Source organism: Shewanella decolorationis S12 (genome assembly GCF_000485795.1).
Taxonomy (GTDB): Bacteria; Pseudomonadota; Gammaproteobacteria; order Enterobacterales; family Shewanellaceae; genus Shewanella; species Shewanella decolorationis.
Window position 1 is genome coordinate 276,732 of the sequence record NZ_AXZL01000076.1, and the last position, 20,144, is coordinate 296,875.

20 protein-coding genes are annotated in these 20,144 nt (G+C 47.1%); 10 read left to right on the forward strand and 10 right to left on the reverse strand.

Going from position 1 to position 20,144, the window contains the following annotated elements; translation table 11 throughout:
- Window positions 1-5 precede the first annotated feature (5 nt).
- Both asnC and SHD_RS18210 read left to right on the forward strand, forming a co-directional pair.
- A complete protein-coding gene (gene asnC, locus SHD_RS18205) occupies window positions 6-467 on the forward strand; it encodes a transcriptional regulator AsnC (RefSeq protein ID WP_011073571.1) in 462 nt (153 codons plus the stop codon).
- Between the two features lie 206 nt (window positions 468-673).
- The gene (locus SHD_RS18210) at window positions 674-4,303 is read left to right on the forward strand and encodes a S8 family serine peptidase (protein ID WP_023268477.1); all 3,630 of its coding nucleotides are present in this window, start codon (window positions 674-676) and stop codon (window positions 4,301-4,303) included.
- 91 nt (window positions 4,304-4,394) lie between these two features.
- Here the strand turns inward: SHD_RS18210 and SHD_RS18215 are convergent, their stop codons facing one another.
- The 9 genes from SHD_RS18215 to SHD_RS18255 all read right to left on the reverse strand — a co-directional run bounded on the left by SHD_RS18215 (window position 4,395) and on the right by SHD_RS18255 (window position 12,729).
- Window positions 4,395-5,165, reverse strand: coding sequence for an ABC transporter permease (locus tag SHD_RS18215; protein ID WP_023268478.1), 771 nt, complete (start codon window positions 5,163-5,165; stop codon window positions 4,395-4,397).
- Entirely contained in the window at window positions 5,162-6,100 is a 939-nt protein-coding gene (locus SHD_RS18220; RefSeq protein WP_023268479.1) for an ABC transporter ATP-binding protein, read from the reverse strand. Before SHD_RS18220 ends, SHD_RS18215 begins: the two co-directional genes overlap by 4 nt.
- 250 nt (window positions 6,101-6,350) lie before the next feature.
- Window positions 6,351-6,881 (reverse strand): hypoxanthine phosphoribosyltransferase, encoded by a 531-nt coding sequence (gene hpt / locus SHD_RS18225; RefSeq protein ID WP_011623888.1) that lies wholly within the window; start codon window positions 6,879-6,881, stop codon window positions 6,351-6,353.
- Window positions 6,882-6,888: 7 nt separating this feature from the next.
- A complete protein-coding gene (locus SHD_RS18230) occupies window positions 6,889-7,548 on the reverse strand; it encodes a flavin prenyltransferase UbiX (protein WP_023268481.1) in 660 nt (219 codons plus the stop codon).
- 1 nt (window position 7,549) lies between these two features.
- Window positions 7,550-8,947, reverse strand: coding sequence for a UDP-N-acetylmuramate:L-alanyl-gamma-D-glutamyl-meso-diaminopimelate ligase (gene mpl / locus SHD_RS18235; protein WP_023268482.1), 1,398 nt, complete (start codon window positions 8,945-8,947; stop codon window positions 7,550-7,552).
- Between the two features lie 168 nt (window positions 8,948-9,115).
- Entirely contained in the window at window positions 9,116-9,751 is a 636-nt protein-coding gene (locus SHD_RS18240) for a hypothetical protein (RefSeq protein ID WP_023268483.1), read from the reverse strand.
- A 198-nt stretch (window positions 9,752-9,949) separates the two neighbouring features.
- Window positions 9,950-10,813 carry a sterol desaturase family protein gene (locus tag SHD_RS18245; protein WP_023268484.1) on the reverse strand — a complete coding sequence of 288 codons (864 nt, stop codon included), beginning with the start codon at window positions 10,811-10,813 and terminating at the stop codon, window positions 9,950-9,952.
- 52 nt (window positions 10,814-10,865) lie between these two features.
- Complete coding sequence (locus tag SHD_RS18250; protein ID WP_023268485.1) at window positions 10,866-11,897, reverse strand: DUF2804 domain-containing protein; 1,032 nt, start codon at window positions 11,895-11,897, stop codon at window positions 10,866-10,868.
- Window positions 11,898-12,165: 268 nt separating this feature from the next.
- Window positions 12,166-12,729 carry a porin family protein gene (locus SHD_RS18255; RefSeq protein ID WP_023268486.1) on the reverse strand — a complete coding sequence of 188 codons (564 nt, stop codon included), beginning with the start codon at window positions 12,727-12,729 and terminating at the stop codon, window positions 12,166-12,168.
- A gap of 136 nt (window positions 12,730-12,865) precedes the next feature.
- Here SHD_RS18255 and SHD_RS18260 point away from each other — a divergent pair, with 136 nt between their 5' ends.
- The 4 genes from SHD_RS18260 (at window position 12,866) to SHD_RS18275 (ending at window position 15,991) form a co-directional block, all read left to right on the forward strand.
- The gene (locus SHD_RS18260; RefSeq protein ID WP_023268487.1) at window positions 12,866-13,432 is read left to right on the forward strand and encodes a YajG family lipoprotein; all 567 of its coding nucleotides are present in this window, start codon (window positions 12,866-12,868) and stop codon (window positions 13,430-13,432) included.
- A 33-nt stretch (window positions 13,433-13,465) separates the two neighbouring features.
- Window positions 13,466-14,053 (forward strand): peptidylprolyl isomerase, encoded by a 588-nt coding sequence (locus SHD_RS18265; RefSeq protein ID WP_023268488.1) that lies wholly within the window; start codon window positions 13,466-13,468, stop codon window positions 14,051-14,053.
- A gap of 69 nt (window positions 14,054-14,122) precedes the next feature.
- Entirely contained in the window at window positions 14,123-14,443 is a 321-nt protein-coding gene (locus SHD_RS18270; RefSeq protein ID WP_023268489.1) for a hypothetical protein, read from the forward strand.
- A gap of 150 nt (window positions 14,444-14,593) precedes the next feature.
- Window positions 14,594-15,991: an AmpG family muropeptide MFS transporter gene (locus SHD_RS18275; protein ID WP_200862653.1), complete on the forward strand. Its 1,398-nt coding sequence runs from the start codon at window positions 14,594-14,596 to the stop codon at window positions 15,989-15,991.
- 90 nt (window positions 15,992-16,081) lie between these two features.
- On the opposite strand, the gene SHD_RS18280 is transcribed toward SHD_RS18275, so the two are convergent.
- Window positions 16,082-16,567, reverse strand: coding sequence for a YajQ family cyclic di-GMP-binding protein (locus SHD_RS18280; protein ID WP_011715934.1), 486 nt, complete (start codon window positions 16,565-16,567; stop codon window positions 16,082-16,084).
- A gap of 162 nt (window positions 16,568-16,729) precedes the next feature.
- Here SHD_RS18280 and SHD_RS18285 point away from each other — a divergent pair, with 162 nt between their 5' ends.
- The 4 genes from SHD_RS18285 to SHD_RS18300 all read left to right on the forward strand — a co-directional run bounded on the left by SHD_RS18285 (window position 16,730) and on the right by SHD_RS18300 (window position 20,106).
- Window positions 16,730-17,092: a VanZ family protein gene (locus tag SHD_RS18285; RefSeq protein WP_011623900.1), complete on the forward strand. Its 363-nt coding sequence runs from the start codon at window positions 16,730-16,732 to the stop codon at window positions 17,090-17,092.
- A complete protein-coding gene (locus tag SHD_RS18290; protein ID WP_023268491.1) occupies window positions 17,092-18,075 on the forward strand; it encodes a ketopantoate reductase family protein in 984 nt (327 codons plus the stop codon). The genes SHD_RS18285 and SHD_RS18290 overlap by 1 nt, the downstream gene beginning before the upstream one ends.
- A 295-nt stretch (window positions 18,076-18,370) precedes the next feature.
- The gene (locus tag SHD_RS18295) at window positions 18,371-18,709 is read left to right on the forward strand and encodes a P-II family nitrogen regulator (protein ID WP_023268492.1); all 339 of its coding nucleotides are present in this window, start codon (window positions 18,371-18,373) and stop codon (window positions 18,707-18,709) included.
- On the forward strand, window positions 18,706-20,106 hold the full coding sequence (locus tag SHD_RS18300) for an ammonium transporter (protein ID WP_023268493.1): 1,401 nt from the start codon (window positions 18,706-18,708) through the stop codon (window positions 20,104-20,106). Before SHD_RS18295 ends, SHD_RS18300 begins: the two co-directional genes overlap by 4 nt.
- Window positions 20,107-20,144 lie beyond the last annotated feature (38 nt).

Genomic DNA, 20,144 nt, shown 5'->3' on the forward strand with positions numbered 1-20,144 from the left:
TATTTATGGAAACCGCATTTCAGCGCGATCAGCTTGATAACCATATCCTCGAAGCCTTAATGCAAGACGCACGCACCCCCTTTGCCGAGCTTGCCAAACGTTTCGGCGTGAGTGCGGGGACTATCCATGTGCGTGTCGAGAAAATGAAACAAGCGGGGATTATCACCGGTGCCCAAATCACCATCAATCCCAAGGCTCTCGGGTACGATGTCTGCTGTTTTATTGGAATTAATCTCAAAAGTGCCGGCGACTACCCCGCCGCCATCGCCAAGCTAAACGCCCTCGAAGAAGTGGTAGAAGCCTACTACACCACAGGCAACTACAGTATTTTTGTCAAAGTCATGTGCCAATCCATTGATGGCCTGCAACACGTGCTAATTAACCGCATCCAATCCATCGACGAAATTCAATCAACTGAAACCCTAATCAGCCTGCAAAACCCGATTACGCGGGCGGTAAAGCCTTAATTAACTCGAGAAGATAAAGCCCAATAAACAGAACGATATATCGCAAAAATATGACTTAAGTCTTTTTTACTTCAAAAGTGTTAACCGTACGATATTTTTGTGTTACAACTTCATTGCTAGCCACAAAGTGCGCAGCATAACTATAACAATTTAGCTACAAGTGTCTTTTCCCGCACTAAAAGCATTAATTGACAAGGAATGAAGTTGTGAAGACAAAACTATCTATCGCTATCTCCGCGGCACTATTATCAAGTGCAGCAGTCGCAGGCACACCAGCTCAGTACAATACAACCAACCAAACAACTGATAAATATGCAGGTTTAAGCGTTACCAAAAATGATAGCAACGAGCAAAAGCAAGCTGTAGCTTGGATGGTAAAACTAAAGTCACCTTCTCTTGCAGAACAAAGCCAATCAAAGGGATTTAATCGACAGTCGGTCATGAGCCAAATTGAAAGCTCTCAAACCAAAGTCAAAAATGCAATTAACAGCATGGATGCTGATTTAAAAATCGTTGCAACAACATCAAAATTAGTAAACTCGATTGTTGTGGAAGGTAATCATAAGCAAATTGCATCCCTACTTAACAACGCTGAAGTAGCTGCTATTCTGCCAATCTATGACTACAAATTAGATGTTGCCGCAAGCGCTGAATACATCAAAGCCAAAGCAGTGATTGATGCTGGTATCGCCTCAGGTAAAGGTCAACGAGTTGCCATACTCGATACAGGTGTTGACTACACTCACAAAGCACTTGGTGGTTCAGGCCTAGTGGCTGACTATCAAGCTGCAGTTGCTGCCAAAAGTGAAATGCCAAACTGGCCACAAGGCAAAGTGATTGGAGGTTGGGACTTTGTAAATAATGATCCAAACCCAATTGATGTTACAACCAATCATGGTACGCATGTAAGTCATTCAGTTGTTGGAACAGCTCCAGATGTTGAGCTGCTAGTATATTCAGTATGTAACTCTGGCTGTTCTGGTATCGCTCAATTAAACGCGCTTGAAGCCTCTATGGATCCAAACGGTGATGGAGACATCAGCGATCGCGTCGACACTGTTAACATGTCGTTAGGCGGTGATTTTGGTGATGTTGAGGATGGCGCCGTTCAAGCCATGATCAATGAAATGGTCAAACTAGGTGTAAACCTTGTGATCTCAGCTGGTAACGATGGTCCAACACCTTTCGTTGTTGGCGGCCCAAGTACAACAAACAGCGCACTTTCTGTTGGCGCTATGACTCACCCAACAACCAAAGTTGGCAAAGTTGAAGCTTCAATTGCGGGTAATACAGTCACAGCAATTGGCGCCGGATTTAATAAATCTAATGCCTATAGCTTTACAAATACCGTTGCACCAATTGTTTATCCTGCCGCCAATAAAAATGGCTGTGCGGCTTACACTGAAGATTTAACAGGCAAAACAGTGCTAATTGACCGCGGAACCTGTGGATTCGTAGTTAAAGTGCTGAATGCTCAGTTAAAAGGAGCGTCATTTGTTATTGTTGCCAACAACGCAGCCAATGCTGGTGCAATTGTTATGGGCGGAACTGATGACAATATCACCATCCCATCAGTGATGGTTTCTAAAGAGGATGGTGATGCAATTAAAGCTGCACTCGCATCTGGAGATGTTCCATTTAGTATTACATCAACAGAAGTCACTACCGCAGGTGCCATTGCAACCTTTACGTCGAGAGGGCCATCAATCGGCGGAACGTTAAAGCCAGAAATTACCGCACCCGGCACTGATATCCTCACTGCACACCCAGGATTAGGTGAAGGATTAACGCCGATCAGTGGAACATCATTCTCTAGCCCAATTACTGCAGGTGCCGTCAGTATTATTCGTGAAGCATTACCGCATCGCAATGCGTTTGAGGTTAAAGCAACGATAATGAACGCGGCAAACCTTGACGTAACGCTGGAACCTAAAGAAATCAACCCAGATACAGAGCTTGCACCTATCAGCTATATCGGTTCAGGTTTAGTTGACGTAGAAAAAGCCGTTAATCTTCCTGTGGCTGCTTGGAACAAAGATACCAAGCAAGCAGCATTAGCATTTGGTTTATTGGCACTTAACAAAATTACATCAATCACAAAAACCGTTACAGTTAAAAACTTCTCTACGGCTGAAAAAACGTATACGTTAAAAGTCGAACAACGTTTTCAAAACGATATCGACTCTGGTGCCTTAAGCTTTGCGTTACCAGCTAGTATCACAATCCCAGCCGGACAAACCGTTGATTTTGATGTTACTGCGACAATTGATCCGACTAAGTTACCAGAATGGACTCTAACCTCATCATATGAGCTTGACGGAACAGCTGCAGATGCATCAGCAGCCCTGACGCTATCAGAATATGATGGTGCTATTGAGTTCATGGATGGTGAATCAAAAGCACTCCACTTGGTATACCACGTGTTACCTAAAGCAGCGGCGGCAATTTCAGTCGAAACTGAAGTCACTGAAGACGGCTTAGTTCGTACACTAACCAACGTTGGTGCAACCTCAATCACCGATCCATTTACAGCTCCATTGATCGCAACAAGCCCTGTCGACGAATCTAAACGCCATGACTTGTTAAATGCATCAAGTGAACTGTTGCTTAGTAGCTCATGTGATACTGGCATTGCAATCTATAACACCTTACAAATGCGCGATCCTATCGTTCATGCGTTAGTGGCCAGTTATGACGTAGACTATGACCTAAACAATGACGGTGTTTGGGACTATACAGCAGCAACCGCAAACCTAAACTGGTTTAATGATGCCTATCCAAGATCCATCTATGGTTTAGTGGCTAAATACGGCACCTCATCAGGGACTTTAGAACCTGTTTTCCACGTTACAGGTAATGATTTCCTAACCAGCAAAGTGTGTTTTGAAGACATTGGTTTAACTGAAGCAGACTTAGGTAAAACCATTAAAGTTCGCTACCGTGTCGAAGACAGTGATTGGGCTCCGACACCCTCTGGTGATGAAGATAGTGTTGTTGCATCGCTTGTTCTGGATGGATCAGGTACATCGGCAATGCTAGTTGATGCTGATGGCAAAGAAGTCACGGAGCTCAAACCAGGTGAAAGTGCGATTTTAGAAGCGCAAGTTGGTGATAACGCTAAAGGCTTTATGTTCCTGTCGGACTCAGGCTCTATGTCTGTTGTGGCCAATACTACTGATGAAGGCAACTCAGCTCCAAGCGTAGAAAATATTACACTCTCAGTGGATAAAGGGACTGCTGGCGGCACCGTATTAGGAAAAATTGAAGCCACTGATCCTGATATGCTGACCAGTCCATTCTCTGAGTTTGTGACCACTGGCTCGAACAGCAGCATGGTTCTAGTTGCTAAAGATGGAACAGTTCGCTTAAGTGACGATGCAGTGATTAATCAACAAAGTGAAACAATGGAAGTTGAAGTGGTAGCCCTAGATACTATGGGGAATACTTCTGCACCAGCCAAAGTGACAGTGTTGATTAATAACACTAAACCAACTGTTGCACCTACCGGCATGACAAGCACTGAAGGTTTTGTTGTAACAGCAAAAGCTAACGGTAAAGATGCAGATAAAGACACCTTAACCTACAACTGGGTACAAACTGGCGGCACCAAAGTCTCATTTGTAAATGGTGGAGATAAAATTAGTTTTTCTGCTCCGAGTGGCAATAACGTATTAACCTTCTCTGTCACAGCATCTGATGGCAAATTAGAAAGTGATCCAGGAGTCGCAACTATCACAGTTAACGCTAAACCTGAAGAATCTTCAGGTGGCGGTGCGCTGGGTTGGTTAACAGCATTGTTATTACCTCTGGCGGCAATGCGTCGTCGTATGAAGTAAGCAGTTCATCAATAAACAAGAGGGAGTCTATATGACTCCCTTTTTTATTGTGTAGATGCGTGAGAACTCGATGGTATCTACAAGAAGCTGATTACGAGCGCAGCCCTATTCCCCGTGAGATCAAGTAATAAGCAACGCCCCAAAGTACGGCGCAAAAGCCCACCATAATACCAATAGAAAGCGGAATGCTGATATCGGCAAAACCTAAGAAACCGTAACGGAAGACGTTGATCATATAGACCACAGGGTTCAGTGCCGAAACACCTTGCCAAAAGGATGGCAGCAACGACAGTGAATAGAATACTCCACCAAGGTAGGTTAAGGGCGTAAGCACAAACGTCGGGATGATACTGATATCATCGAAACTTTTGGCAAATACCGCGTTAATTAATCCCCCTAAGGAGAACAACACTGAGGTTAAAAATACCGTCATGACCACAAGGCCCGCGTGGTGCAAACTAATATCGACAAAGAACATGGCGACCAATGTCACGATTAACCCAACGCACAAGCCCCGCGCGACACCACCGCCCACATAGCCTGCAATCATCACATAGTGAGGTACGGGCGCGACCATTAACTCCTCGAGATTACGCTGAAATTTGGCGCTATAAAAGGAGCTCGCGACATTCGAATAGGAGTTAGTAATCACCGACATCATGATAAGACCTGGCGCGATAAACTCCATATAGGACACACCGCCCATTTCTCCAATACGACTACCAACCAAGTTACCAAAAATCAGAAAATACAAGGTCATAGTGATTGCAGGCGGCACCAAGGTTTGAACCCAAATCCTCGTAAAGCGATTGATTTCTTTGGTTAATATGCTTTTGAAGGCGATAAAATACAGCTGTTTCATGCCTTAGCTCCTTGGGTTTTCTTTACTAATTCGACGAACAGTTCTTCTAAGCGATTGGATTTATTACGCATCGACAGAACCTCCACCTTAGCGGCGGTTAACTGCGTAAATACATCATTGAGGTTGTGTTCCTTCGCCACATCCACCTCTAAGGTATGCGGATCGGTTAAACGGCACACCATGCCCTCGAGAGTAGGGGCGACATCAATATCGCGTCGCAGGTCAAGGATAAAAGTTTCTAAGTTCAGCTTGCTCAGCAGGGCCTTCATGCTCGTGCACTCCACCAGCACGCCCTTATCGATAATGCCGATATTGCGGCACAGCATTTCAGCTTCTTCAAGGTAGTGGGTGGTTAGAATGATAGTCACGCCCTGCTGGTTGATTTGCTTGAGGAATTCCCACATTGAGCGGCGCAGCTCAATATCGACCCCTGCCGTTGGTTCGTCTAAGATCAATAACTTAGGTTCGTGCATCAGGGCGCGGGCAATCATTAATCGCCGCTTCATTCCCCCTGAGAGTGTGCGAGATTGGCTGTTACGCTTATCCCACAAATCCAGCTGGCTTAAGTATTTTTGGGCTCGCTCAAGAGCCACAGCCTTAGGCACACCATAATAACCTGCCTGATTCACGACGATTTGCAACACCGTTTCAAACTGGTTGAAGTTAAACTCCTGTGGTACTAAACCGATGCACAGCTTGGCTTCCTCGAGCTGCTTATCGATATCAAAATCAAACACCTGCACAGAGCCTGAGGTTTTCTGCACCAAGGAGCTGATAATACCAATGGTAGTCGACTTACCCGCGCCGTTCGGGCCGAGTAGAGCAAAAAAGTCTCCCTGTTCAACGGTAAGGCTAATCCCCTTTACCGCCTCAACACCGCCTTTGTAGGTTTTTTTAAGCCCCTCGATTACGAGAGCATGGGCATGATTGGCCATAGTGCTACCTGATCCTGAAAGAATGAACAAAACAATAAGATGGTGTCGAAAACAGCAAATGCAATACGCCAAGCTGTATAAAAACGAAGTATGACTCTAGTTGATTGAATCGATAAAGATTAATTCATTAAATATAACTAATAGATCACCAAACGCGGTTAAGTGACCCCAAAAACATTTGCGTCGCCAACTTACAGCACAAAAACAAAACTCCCGCCTAGGCGGGAGTTTGAGTCATAACACATCGGGCTTATTCGAGCGGTACCACTTTGGCGATATAAGGCAAATTGCGGTATTGCTCAGCATAATCGATGCCGTAACCCACAATAAACTCGTCTGGAATGGTAAAACCGATAAAGTCGACTTTAACATCTACTTCACGGCGCTCGGGTTTATCCAAAAGAGTGCACAGGGCTAAGCTCTTTGGCTCACGCAATAACAGCATTTCGCGCACTTTGTTTAAGGTGTTACCTGAGTCAATTAAGTCTTCCACAATCAGCACGTCGCGGCCTGCGATATCCGATTGCACATCCTTCAGCACTTTCACATCCCGTGAGCTGGTCATGGCATTGCCATAGCTCGAAACCGACATAAAATCGATTTCAACATGGCCTTTAATACGGCGGCACAGATCAGCCATAAATACGACTGAACCTTTTAACAATCCCACCATCAGCAAACGCTCGCTGTTGGCATAGTGGGCATTGATTTGCTCGGCCATTTGATCCAATTTTTGGCTGATCTCTTCGGCGGAGATCATCACTTCGGTGGTGTGTTTCATATCAGTCTCAATTGTCGATGTCATTGGGGGAGTGTTTGTCATAGCCCCAGCGACTCGTTAATGCATGGTCAACGCCCAAATGATCGAGGATTCGAGCGACCATGAAGTCTACCAGATCTTCTACGGATTTGGGATTATGATAAAAGCCCGGCGCCGCAGGCATAATAGTAACGCCTAAGCGCGATAGGGTTAGCATATGTTCTAAGTGTATGGCATTAAACGGAGTTTCACGCGGAACTAGGATCAGCTGACCGCGCTCTTTTAATACCACGTCCGCCGCCCGTTCGAGCAAATTGTTGCTCATGCCGGTGGCAACAGCCGCCAGTGTCCCCGTCGAGCAAGGGCAAATCACCATTTGTTTAGGGGCTGCACTGCCTGAAGCAGGCGGCGAAAACCACTCATCTTTGCCTAATACCACTAACTCGCCAGATAAGGTTACCTTCTTCTGTGCCAGCATATCGAGCAATTGTGCCTTGGCTTTATCGCTGTTCGCACTGAGCTGCAAGCCATGCTCAGTGGCAAGCACCACACGGGCGGCGCTTGAGATCATTAGAAATACTTGATAGCCCGAGGCCAACAAGCATTCTAACAATTTCAAGCCATAGGGCGCGCCCGAGGCACCGGTCCAGGCTAAGCTAATGGCTTTATCAGATTTGGCATAGGCCATATTAGTCCGCCTGCTGAACAAACTGTGGGCTGACTTCGAGCGCCGCCAACAGTTTCTTATGTAAGCCGCCAAAGCCACCGTTACTCATCACCACGATAGTGTCACCCGCTTTTGCCGAGGCAGAGACTTTAGCCACAACATCATCAATTTGATGCAGAACAGTCACAGGGATCACCGCCGCTTCCATCGCCTCTTTCATATTCCAATCGATAGTATCGGCTTGATATAAAAAGGCTTCGTCCGCTTGCAGCATGGAATGAGCCAGCGTGTCTTTGTGCACCCCACTCTTCATCGTGTTCGAGCGTGGCTCTAATACGATAGTGATTTTGCTTTGACCGACTTTGGCACGCATGCCCTTAATGGTGGTCGCTATCGCCGTTGGATGGTGGGCAAAATCATCGTATACACTCACGCCGTGGACAGTGCCCAACAGCTCCAGACGACGTTTCGGCGGCACAAAGCGAGTTAATGCAGCAATAGCAGCACTCGGTTTAACCCCAACATGGCGTGCGGCCGCGATGGCCATTAGCGCGTTTTCGATATTGTGCTGACCAATCAGCGCCCATTCGAGCACACCTTGGGATTCGCCGTCGAAGAAGACTTCAAACTCGTGGCAATCATCACTTAAAGCCTTAGCATGCCAACCCTTAGTCACCTCAGCGGTGTGGAAGGTCTCTTGCTCGCTCCAGCAGCCCATCTCAATGGTTTGTTTTACCGCGTGGGAATCGGCAGGCCAAATCACTGTGCCTTGCCCTGGCACGGTACGGATCAGATGATGGAATTGTTTTTGGATCGCCGCTAAATCGGCAAAAATATCGGCATGGTCAAATTCGAGGTTATTGATCACCAGCGTACGAGGATGATAATGCACAAATTTAGAACGCTTATCGAAGAAGGCGCTATCGTATTCATCGGCTTCGACCACAAAAAACGCCGATTCCCCTAAACGGGCCGACACGCCAAAGTTTTGTGGCACACCGCCAATCAAGAAACCGGGTTGATAACCACAATCCTCTAAGATCCACGCCAGCATGCTTGAAGTGGAAGTCTTTCCATGGGTACCAGACACGGCTAACACCCAACGCTCAGGCAGAATATGATCGGCTAAAAACTGTGGTCCAGAGGTGTAAGGGATCCCAAGGTTTAATACCGCTTCGACGCAAGGATTGCCTCGGCTCATGGCATTACCAATCACCACAAGATCGGGATAACTACCCGCTTCACCTAACTGACTTGGATCAAAACCTTGAATGAGTTCAATACCTTGCTCTTCAAGCTGCGTACTCATCGGTGGATAGACGTTGGCATCCGAGCCTGTCACTCTGTGCCCTTTTGCCCTAGCCAAGAGTGCTAGGCCACCCATGAAGGTTCCACAAATTCCTAAAATATGTACGTGCATACCGCTCGCTCTGATGTTTTTGAATTCAAGGCTATTCTAATCCATAGCACCGCAGATTGGCAGGTTAGGATCTCGGAAAAGCCACTTGTTTGGCAAAGATCCTAATAGCAAAGAGAATTTTTACAATTGAGTGAAGTTTAGCTAACAGAATTGCGCCACTGAACTCACTTATCCGCGCAAGCTGGCATAGAGCTTTGGATATTGACTGCGATGGCGATTAAAAAGGAATTGACGCAGGGCTTCTCGCTCTTCGGCTTCGGCCTGAAACCTGACAATCGCCAATCCTTCTTCATGGCGGATAGGCTCGATTTTAACCCGCATGGTTTCACCCTCGGGCAACTGTAATTGCAATTCTTGGCTATCGACTAAGCGCTCAAACTGTTGTGGTGATTTAGCCCGGATCGCCATCCCGGAACTCGATAAAGACACCACTGACCATTGCTCGCCTTGATCTTGATCGAAGATCCATACATCTTCAGGCTGAGTCAAACGCCAACTCCGTTCAGCCCCTTTAGCATCTAGCACTTCAGGCACCCCGAGAGTGGGCTGTAATTGACCAAAATCATCAAGGCGCATCTCAAGGGGAAACCAGAGTTTATAAGGGCCGACCTCGGCCAGCAGGGTCAACTTGGCCTTACCCAAAAGCGAGGCTAGCGCCTGTGGCACATCAGTTTTGACCGTTAATACATGGTTAACCAAGGGCTCAGGATGAGCGTCCTCGGCATTATGGGCTATACGATTAGGGGAAAATAGCTCTCTAAAACAAGCTAATTCCTCTATGGTTAAATGCGGCTCATCAACCATGTGCAACCTACTAAGATGAATCTCTTGTACAAAAAATTACCACCAAAGCATGATTCTGTACATTTTTTCATCTATAAATTTGCAAAAAAAAGAAAAGTAGGCTAGCAAGGCTAAGGTCTTACTCCTATTAGCCATTTGCACTATTTAATGAAGAGCGAACCACTCGTTGAGGGCTACAGGCTCGCGTATTGAGCCAAATCATTCATCCTTTTGTTGGCTTGCTGGGGGCGCGAAAAGTATTTTAAATCGCTCCAATAACGTCAGCCCTTGAGCCATCACCTCGCTGAACATATCGTGCCATTCGCTAAAGGTCACTTTGAGTGGATTAAAACTGTTGACGGGTTTAGTGATCCCGTAAATCACTGTTTCCTCTTCGGGTACAAAGGTACCGAAGAGTTTGTCCCAGATAATCAAAATACCGGCATAATTTTTATCAATATATTGTGGATTACGCCCATGGTGCACTCTGTGATGTGATGGCGTATTAAACAGCCATTCTAATGGGCCTAGTTTTTTCACCGCTTGGGTATGCACAAAAAACTGCAATCCCAAGTTCAGCAGCACCACAAAAACCACCCAATTAGGGTCGAAGCCTAATATCACTAACGGCAACCAAAACACCCACATACCAGCAAAGGGATACATCAAACTCTGGCGAAACGCGGTGCTAAAATTCATATTCTCCGAACTATGGTGCACCACATGGGCCGCCCACATCCACCGCACTCTATGACTTGCACGATGGAACCAGTAATAGCAAAAATCTTGGGCAATCATCAGCAACACAAAACTCACTGGCCCCATTTGAATATCGAATAATTTCCAACCAAATACCGCCAGATACAACTTAGCAATCAGCAAACCTGCGAGGATATCCGCGCCTTGATGCATGGCGGCGAGACTAAAATTACACAGCACTTCCTTGGTGTAGTAACGGGCGCTCACTGGCAGTTTTTGTCTTCTGTCGCCGAAATACCATTCCAGCAAAATGCAGACAAAAAACAGTGGAGCAAGTACCAGTAACAGTACTTCGGGATGATTCGTTAACGCAGCGATATCCATATACCTTTATCCTATTGTTATTATTGTATTAAATCGTAAATCTGCCACAAACCTACCAGCGGGCGTAATGATCCTCGGTTAATCCCAATACATTGTTCAGTTGAAATTTACGTCCCTGATTGTCAATGATAAAACCGCTAAAAAGCCCAAGATATTGACGGAAGTTACTCTTCAGCAGGATAAAATTACGTTTCTCGCTGCGGCAATTTCGCGCCGTAAACTCTAAATCGACGCGGCCATCGTGACTGTGAATGCGCCAGAGATCTGTGCCCTGCTGGCCATGGCGGTCAAATTCAAATTGCACAGGTCCGAGTAAATGCCGCTCGCCATTGATCCAAAACACATTCTCATTGGCACCGGTTTCATTAACGCCCGCAGCAAGATTTAATCCGATCACTCCTTCATCTATTTGGGCATTGATGGATGCCCAACGCCAGCTAGTATCGCGGCGCATAAAGCCCGCGGAAAAATCATAGCCTGCGAGGGCAAAATTTAATGGTTGCGGTTCATGGTCGATGGTGAGTTGTCCTTTGACCGATAACCCATTGTGCTTTTGGGTATAGGTCCAGCCGTTGTACCCCGTAGGACTACACATGGCCATAGGTAAACTTAAAGGCAAAGCATCTAAGGTTAAGTCGGCTTGAATGCTTTTAGTATCAATCACTAAATGCCAATTCCCCTCTTGGATTTTAAAGGTTATGCACTTACCTTTGCCGCCAATGGTTGCCGTGCCATTGGCTGGTGAAGGTGTCATCCGGTAGCCAAACCCAAGGGGTTTTAACCAGTCCTGCTGAGTTAACCTGTTGTTTTTAATATCGTATAAATAACAAAATCCACTACCAAGGTAAGCGATATCCGCCAGAGCAATGCCAAGGATATAGCGCGGTGTAATAATGGAAATAAACTGGAACTGCTTATAGTCAAACCGTTTTGCCCAAGCCGATGCGGGCTTATCCATAGTATCGAAATAGGCAAAATCCGCTAAACCTAAGCGACTGACTATACCGTCGAAATGGCCGAAATGTGGCTGACCTTTGGCATTGATTAAACTGTCGGGGGCGATTTGGGTAATAATCCTAGACATAAACTCGCCTTTGCTTTTGCACTTGAGGGAGCATTTATGCTCTCTTATTTAATGTTGAATTTTTACTCTAACCTGTCGCCCATTGCATTAAAAGAGTGCAAGCTCAAATTGTTGTGATTTTGTTGCCGACAGGGATTCAGTTTAATCCCACCAGCGGATCATAAAAAAGCGCCCAAAGGCGCTTAATTGAGACAGACTAACCCGCTAAATGATAGTGAATGACTCAGTAAACCTGATTCCGTAAACCTAATTCCGCAAACCTAAGTCGTTAGAAACGATAACTCATGCCAAAGTTTACCCCTTGTAACTCCAGTTCTTTCATCGGCACATATTGATATTCGAGGTTTAAGCCAAAGCCCGAGCGAAAACGATATTGCCAACCAACAGCGCCATAAAAGCCCACATCGTCCGAATCCATCTCTTGCTTATCCATCTCATAACTCACTTTGGTGTAAGCTGCGCCGAGTTTGGCATACAGACTATTACCGCGTGACAAGGCATACTCACCGTAAACAGTAGTTCTTACGCCTTGGTAACTTAGGTCTTTAATATCACTAATTGCACTCACAAGGGCACTCACTACTCCACCAGACCCCGCTAAATAGCCCGCTTCCAGCCCCCAATGCTCATTGAGCATATAGCGATAATATAAGTCGCTGGTAAAAGTATCACCCGCATCATATTTACCGCTCTTAGTTTCAAACTCTTGAGTACCATAACCTAAGCTACCACCTAACAGATGGGGAGAATCGCCGGCATGCGCCTTGCCGACAACAGACCCCGCCAACAGTGCGAACGACAATAACCAAGTATTAATTGTTAAGTATTTCATATTGTTTAAATTCAGTGTTTAAATGTCTCCACATCATAAGCTTTACACCTGTACAAAAACTGAACCCGAGTACCTTGTGGCAACAAAAGGGATTTCTGGTATGCTGTAGCCACTTTTTACTTGCATGAGATCCCCCATGAAAAAGTTATTATTGACGCTAACTTTCCCCCTGCTCTTCGTGGGCTGCGCGAGCCAAAATCCGACTCATATGGCGTTTAGCCCCCAAGTTCCCGATATTAGCCAACAGACCACCAGACCCGTACAGATCTCATTAGATACCATTGATACCCGCAACGTCGAATACGTGGCGCGCTTTATGGAAGAAGGCACTAAGACTCGCCTCGTCGGCCCAAGTGAGCCACCAAAATTATTACTCGATGAAGTATTCCGTAACGGTTTTACCCAAGCGGGCTACCAGATTGACCCTAGCGCGACCAACTCTGTGCAAGTTCAGTTAGAAGAACTGCAAATGGATGTTACTAAAAAGACCTTCGGTTATGAGGCCAAACACAGCGTGCTGATTGCCGTACAAGCCCGTAATTCCAATCAAGAATTGGTCAAACGCTATAAAGCCAAGGGCACCTTAAAAGGTCCGTTAACGCCAGACTTTGCCACTCTAGAGCTGGATATGAACAAGTTACTCGGCCAACTCACTGGGGAAATTTTGAATGACCCTGAGTTAAACCAGTTCTTACAACAATAATAGTGCTAATCGGTAATTAATAAGGAAATCATAATGTTTCGTTGGATATCTGCACTCTTAGTTCTCTGTGCCAGCTATAGCAGCTGGGCGGCAATCGACATTCAACCCGATACCTTGTATCCCCAAGTCGAGTTTGAAACTAGCTTAGGTAAGATTGTGGTCGAACTCGATAGAACCCGCGCACCGATTACTGTCGATAACTTCCTGACCTATGTGGTCAAAGGCGAATACAACAATACGATTTTCCACCGTGTGATCAGTGACTTTGTCGTTCAAGGCGGCGGGCTAAACCCACAATTAGAAGAGCTTCCAGCGGGCAAGCCTATTGTTAACGAGTCTGGCAACGGCCTATCTAACAGCATGGGCACGATTGCGATGGCGCGCGACAACGATCCCCACTCTGCTACCCGCCAGTTCTATTTCAACGTGGCGGACAATACTAAGCTAGACCCATCAAAACGTCGTTGGGGTTATGCCGTATTTGGTGAAGTGATTGAGGGCAAACAAGTGCTGGAAGCTATGGCCGTAGTCGAAACGACTACCAATGCTAAACTGAATTGGCCCGATGTGCCTGTCACGCCTATCATATTGAAAACAGCTAAATTACTACCCAAAAAATAATTGAAAAAAATTTGAGCAAAAGCCCTAATTCTCCGTCTATACTCCAAAAGCTAGAGAAAGGAGGCTAGGGTGACTATTGCAGAATTTATTGATAACAAAGCTCCCCAACTTGCTATGTATGGCAAAGCATTTTTGAGTGACGAGCTCGATTTCCATGAAGTCCAGCTCTATCTTTGGGACACACTCGAGGAATGGCAATTACTCATTCCAAGTAGTGAAGCGCAAACAGAAACCGAAACCGTGTTTTGGCATTTGCTCCATAGCTTTAACAAGTGGCCAGACTGGATGATCCGCGGCAATCAGTACCTGTGTCAGCAGTTACACGCGTGCTGTGACTTTCTCAGTTTGGGAGGCCAAATGCCCTCGGGGTGCATTGGTATTCGACCTTGAGCAATACGCTCGCTAAAGACTCAGCTTGCTGGGTCTTTTTATTTTCAGCCCTTTCGGACAGAAACCCAGCGAGCATCAAAAGGATACGCATTAATCCTTGAATCCCACCGCATCTTCCCCGTAAGCTAGGCGGATTCGACTCCTCGGCTCATGCTTATGTTCGTAATCGGTTTAAATCGACGCATCTTAGACTTCTTCAGCGTTTACTACCATAAGCGCGTGTTGATTCTGCTGTTACTCGGCTTTTCTGCTGGCCTGCCATTAATGCTGGTCTTTTCAACTTTGTCTTTTTGGCTACGGGAAGCGGGAGTCGACCGCACTTCTATCGGGTATTTCAGTTGGATAGCCTTGGCTTATGCCTTCAAATGGGCTTGGTCACCCTTAGTGGACAGATTATCACTGCCCATACTGACGCGCTTTTTAGGCCGGCGACGCAGTTGGATGCTGTTTGCTCAGCTGTTGTTGGTCGGTGCCATTTTGGGCATGTCCTTTAGCGACCCACTCCAAGATCTCGAGCGCTTGGCCGTATTTGCCCTGATGGTCGCCTTTGCATCTGCCACTCAAGATATTGTGATTGACGCCTTTCGTATCGAATCAGCCCCCGAAAAAATGCAGGCCGCGCTTGCCGCCGCCTATCAGGTGGGCTATCGCAGCGCTATGATTGTGGCGACCGCTGGTGCACTGAGCATCGCCGCTTGGGTGGAGCCCGGCAATACCGAATATAACTTGCTAGCTTGGCAAACTTCCTATTTGGTGATGGCTGGACTGATGTTTGTCGGGGTGTTAACAACGCTTTTTAGCCGCGAGCCACAGGTCGATACTCGCGCCGCCGATGAAACCGAATTAGCGGTAAAACAACGCTTGAGCGAGCGTTACCCCAAGCCGCTTGCGGCGAGCCTCTCATGGATTTATACCGCCAGCATACTGCCCTTTATCGACTTTTTTAAACGCTATGGTCGCAGCGCCATTTTGATTTTATTGCTGATTTCCTGCTATCGCATTTCGGATATTGTGATGGGGATTATGGCCAACGTGTTCTACGTGGACATGGGATTTAGCAAAGAAGAAATTGCTTATCTGAGTAAGATCTACGGTCTTATCATGACCTTAGTTGGCGCAGCCTTCGGCGGTATCCTTTTAGCCCGCTTCGGCACCATGAAGATTTTATTCCTTGGCGCCCTCTTGGTCGCCGTAACCAATCTACTGTTTGCCTGGCAGGCGATGATTGGCTACAACGTCCAATTTTTAACCTTTGCGATCTCGGTCGATAACTTTAGTGCCGGTATTGCCACCGCCGCCTTTATCGCTTATCTCTCAAGCCTCACCAGCAGCGGCTATAGCGCGACTCAATATGCGCTGCTCTCCTCGATTATGCTGCTCTTCCCTAAGTTTATTGCTGGCTTCTCGGGCGCCTACGTTGATGCCTATGGCTATGTGAACTTCTTTGTCGCCGCCAGTGTGATTGGTTTTCCCGTGTTGCTGCTTATTCATTTAGTGAATAAATACGTACCCCACGGCAGCAAGGGCGACGCCGAATCTAAGCAATAAAAAAGCCCTTCGCCTTTGATAGCGAGGGGCTTTTAAGTGTCTTTCAGCACATCGATTCAAGGTGAATCAAATGCCGGATAAGCTTTGCGATTAATCGCGGAAGTTATTGAACTGGAAAGGCTGACCCAGATCCGCTTGACGCACTAACGCCATCACAGCTTGTAAATCATCGCGGGCTTTACCCGTCACACGCACTGTGTCGCCTTGGATCTGAGATTGCACTTTAATCTTGCTGTCCTTGACCATCTTAACGATTTTCTTGGCAATATCCGTCTCGATCCCCTGCTTAAAGCGCACTTTCAGGGAGAAGGTTTTGCCGCTGTGAACCGACTTTTCGTCGACATCCATAGTCGAAGGCTCAACATTACGTTTGCTCAATTGGGTACGCAGAATATCGACCAACTGCTTGCACTGGAAATCATCTTCCGCGGTGAGAGTCACCACATGATCTTTATATTCGATGCTGGCCTCTTTACCACGAAAATCGAATCGGCTGCTGAGTTCACGGCGGGAGTTTTCGACCGCGTTACGTAATTCAACCTCATCCACTTCAGACACAATATCAAATGAAGGCATAGTTGCCGCCCCTTAGGTGATTGTAAATGCCCATAGTTTACCGACTCCCTCCCCCAAGTTGAAGGTTAACTTTACCCAAGCAAGATAAAACTCGGGTTATGGATGACTTTGGCGGCACATTTTCCTATTATGGCGTCACACTAAGATAATCAAATTGTATTTGTGATAACTAAAAACACCCTATTCAAATTGGCTTTAGCCGTAGCCTTTGTCGTGATCAGTTATCTGGTGTTTTCCAGACCAACCTATTCGCAAAGTATCCCCAATATCGATAAGGTAGGCCATCTTGGGAGCTTCTTCTGTCTCTCTTATCTGACCTTTCTCGCCTTTCGCCCCAAGTGGTATTGGCTCTCGCTGGTGCTTGCCGCCTACGCGATTTTGATTGAGCTAGTGCAATCGCGTTTACCCTACCGCAGCGCCTCTGTGGGCGACGTGTTAGCGGACTTTGCCGGTATCGCTTTGTTTTACTTCTGTCTTTGGGCCTATCGAAAATATTTTAGCGCCGCCCAGCTCAAGGAAGAATAATGTTCGGCCAAGGTGCGTCATCTACTGTGGAGTCTCAAGTCACCGATATTGCGATTTTAGGTGCTGGCGCCGTAGGACAATTGATTTGTCATCAACTGCATTCGGCGGGGTTCGCCGTAGGCTTGATAGCGCGTGAGACCTCTGCATCCACCTCTGAGGCGACGGATTGGCAAGACTTAGTGTTTTGCCCTCTGCCATCAACGGATGCTGATACCGACTCTGTGTCATACCGAGTGCCTACATTTAATTTAGACAGCACAAGTTTGCAGCAGATAAGGCTGTTAATTGTGTGCGTCAAAGCTTATCAAGTCATTGGTGCCATTAGCCCTTTACTCGACAAACTCTCGCCCCAGTGTCATATCCTTTTACTGCATAATGGCATGGGTCCGCACTTGGCACTGGCGCCCAAATTACAGGGTCGCGGCTTAAGCCTTGGCACCACCTCCCAAGGCGTGCTGCGCCAGTCCCGCTGGCAAGTCAAACAAACTGGCCAAGGCTTAACCCAGTTTGGCCATTTTACCGGCCCCGCATTATCGCAAGCACTGCGTGATGGACTGCTCAACGCTATCCCCAATAGTGAATGGGTTGAGGCAATTATTCCGAGTCTTTGGCAAAAACTCGCAGTAAACGCTGCAATTAATCCCCTGACCGCCCTGCATCAATGCCCCAATGGCGCATTGGCTCAAGCACAATTTACCCAAACCATCGCCAGTATCTTAGATGAGCTGGTCGAGGTGGCAGCCCACGATGGCATAGCGCTGGATAGACAAATGCTTGAGGAACGTGTGTATCGGGTGATTGAACTCACAGCCGCGAACTTCTCGTCGATGCACCAAGATGTAGCACACCATAGGCCAACTGAGATTGAACAAATTAGTGGTTATATTTGCGACCGCGCCAGTGCGCACGGTTTAAGTGCAGCCACCAATGCCCAAATGTGCCAAGCGATTAAACAGCTGTCGGCGATAACACCACAAACTTAGTCAATATATTCAATTGATTTAAAAAGAATTTAACTCAAACAAGCCGAATTAAATAAAACTCGGTGATATTCCAGCATCGTTAAATGCACTCGAATTGGTATTTTGATGCTAAATGCACCATCTCAGCGCACCAAATCAGGGCGCAATCATCTGTTTTTGCACTCTTTTGCAGCAAAAATGCTGTCTATTTGAGTGCGTCACATTGTTAACATAATGATAATAAAAACATTATTGTTATGGCCTGATTCCTGCTTTGCTCATCCCACTTACGCCTGAAGTTCGTTGGAGAATAAAGTTGAAACTCATCACCGCTATTATTAAACCCTTCAAAATTGATGATGTACGTGAAGCGCTGACGCAACTAGGCATCCACGGTATGACAGTGACCGAAGTGCGCGGCTTTGGTCGCCAGAAGGGACATACAGAGCTGTATCGCGGCGCCGAATATGCGGTCGACTTTCTCCCCAAAATGAAGCTCGAAATCGCCATCCATTCCGAGCAAGAAGATGCGGTCATCGAAGCCATTGTTGCCGCCGCCCACACGGGAAAAGTCGGTGACGGCAAGATATTCGTGACCCCACTGGAGCAAGTGATCCGTGTACGCACCTCGGAAGAAGGGAGTGATGCGATATGAGACTACAGACAGCCGCACTTAACGCTAAGCTCGAGCGCTGCACGAATACGCCAAACGGCCAGCACGCTAAGTTCACTCAGCCAACCGCCCGTTATTCAAAATTGGGTTATCAGGCATTATTGGCTCTGCTCGCCAGCGGCTTTGCGGGCACAGCTTTGGCCGATGAGGCGCAGATCAGCGGCGCCAACACCGCATGGATTTTAAGCTCATCTGCCCTCGTCCTATTAATGACACTCCCAGGATTGGCGCTGTTTTACGGCGGTCTGGTGCGCAGTAAAAACGTGCTATCGATTTTAATGCAGTGTTTTTCTATCGCTGCTATCGCCTCTGTACTGTGGTTTGTGGTGGGTTACTCCATCGCCTTCGATACCGGCAACGGTTTTATCGGTGGGTTGAACAAAGCCTTTTTAGCCAGTATTAGTCGCGACAGTGTCAGCGGGGATATTCCCGAACCTCTGTTTATGCTATTCCAAATGACCTTCGCCATTATCACGCCGGCGCTGATCATCGGTGGCTTTGCCGAGCGGATGAAGTTCTCCGCTGTGCTGATGTTTTCAAGCGCTTGGTTACTGTTAGTCTATGCCCCCATCACCCACTGGGTGTGGGGCGGCGGCTGGTTGGCGGAACTTGGGCTGTATGACTTTGCTGGCGGCACAGTCGTACACATTACCGCTGGGGTGGCGGCACTGGTGGCGGCAAAAGTGTTAGGGCCGCGTAAGGGATTTTTAAACTCGGCCATTATGCCCCATAACTTGACCATGACAGTGACAGGCGCGGGCATGCTGTGGGTGGGCTGGTTTGGCTTTAATGGCGGCAGCGCCTTAGGTGCCAATGGCACTGCAGCCATGGCGATACTCGCGACCCATTTAGCCGCATCGATGGGCGCCATTACTTGGGCGGGTATCGAGTGGTATAAATTCGGTAAGGCCAGTGCACTCGGTATCGTCACTGGCATGGTGGCAGGCCTTGGCACTATCACCCCAGCATCGGGTTATGTCGGCCCTGCTGGCGCGTTAGTGATCGGTTTTCTTGGCGGCGTGGTTTGCTTCTTTTCAACTGTCTACATTAAACAAAAGCTTAAGATTGACGACTCGCTCGATGTGTTCCCAGTGCATGGTGTCGGCGGTATTCTCGGCACGTTACTGGCGGGGGTATTTAGTTCGACTCAGCTTGGGATCTTCAGCGGTTATGGTTTTGCCAGTGTTAACCCCACTATGCTCGACCAACTCGGGGCGCAAGCAATTGGTGTCATCGCTACATTCACCTATACCGCGATTGTAACTTGGTTATTGTTTATCGTTGTTGGCAAAATGCTTGGCGGACTGCGCGTTAACATAGAGCAAGAAGTCAACGGGCTTGACCTGTCTGAACATGAAGAAACAGGCTACAGCCTCTAATACTCGCCTCGTAAAACTGACCGTCAGTGGCATGTCTG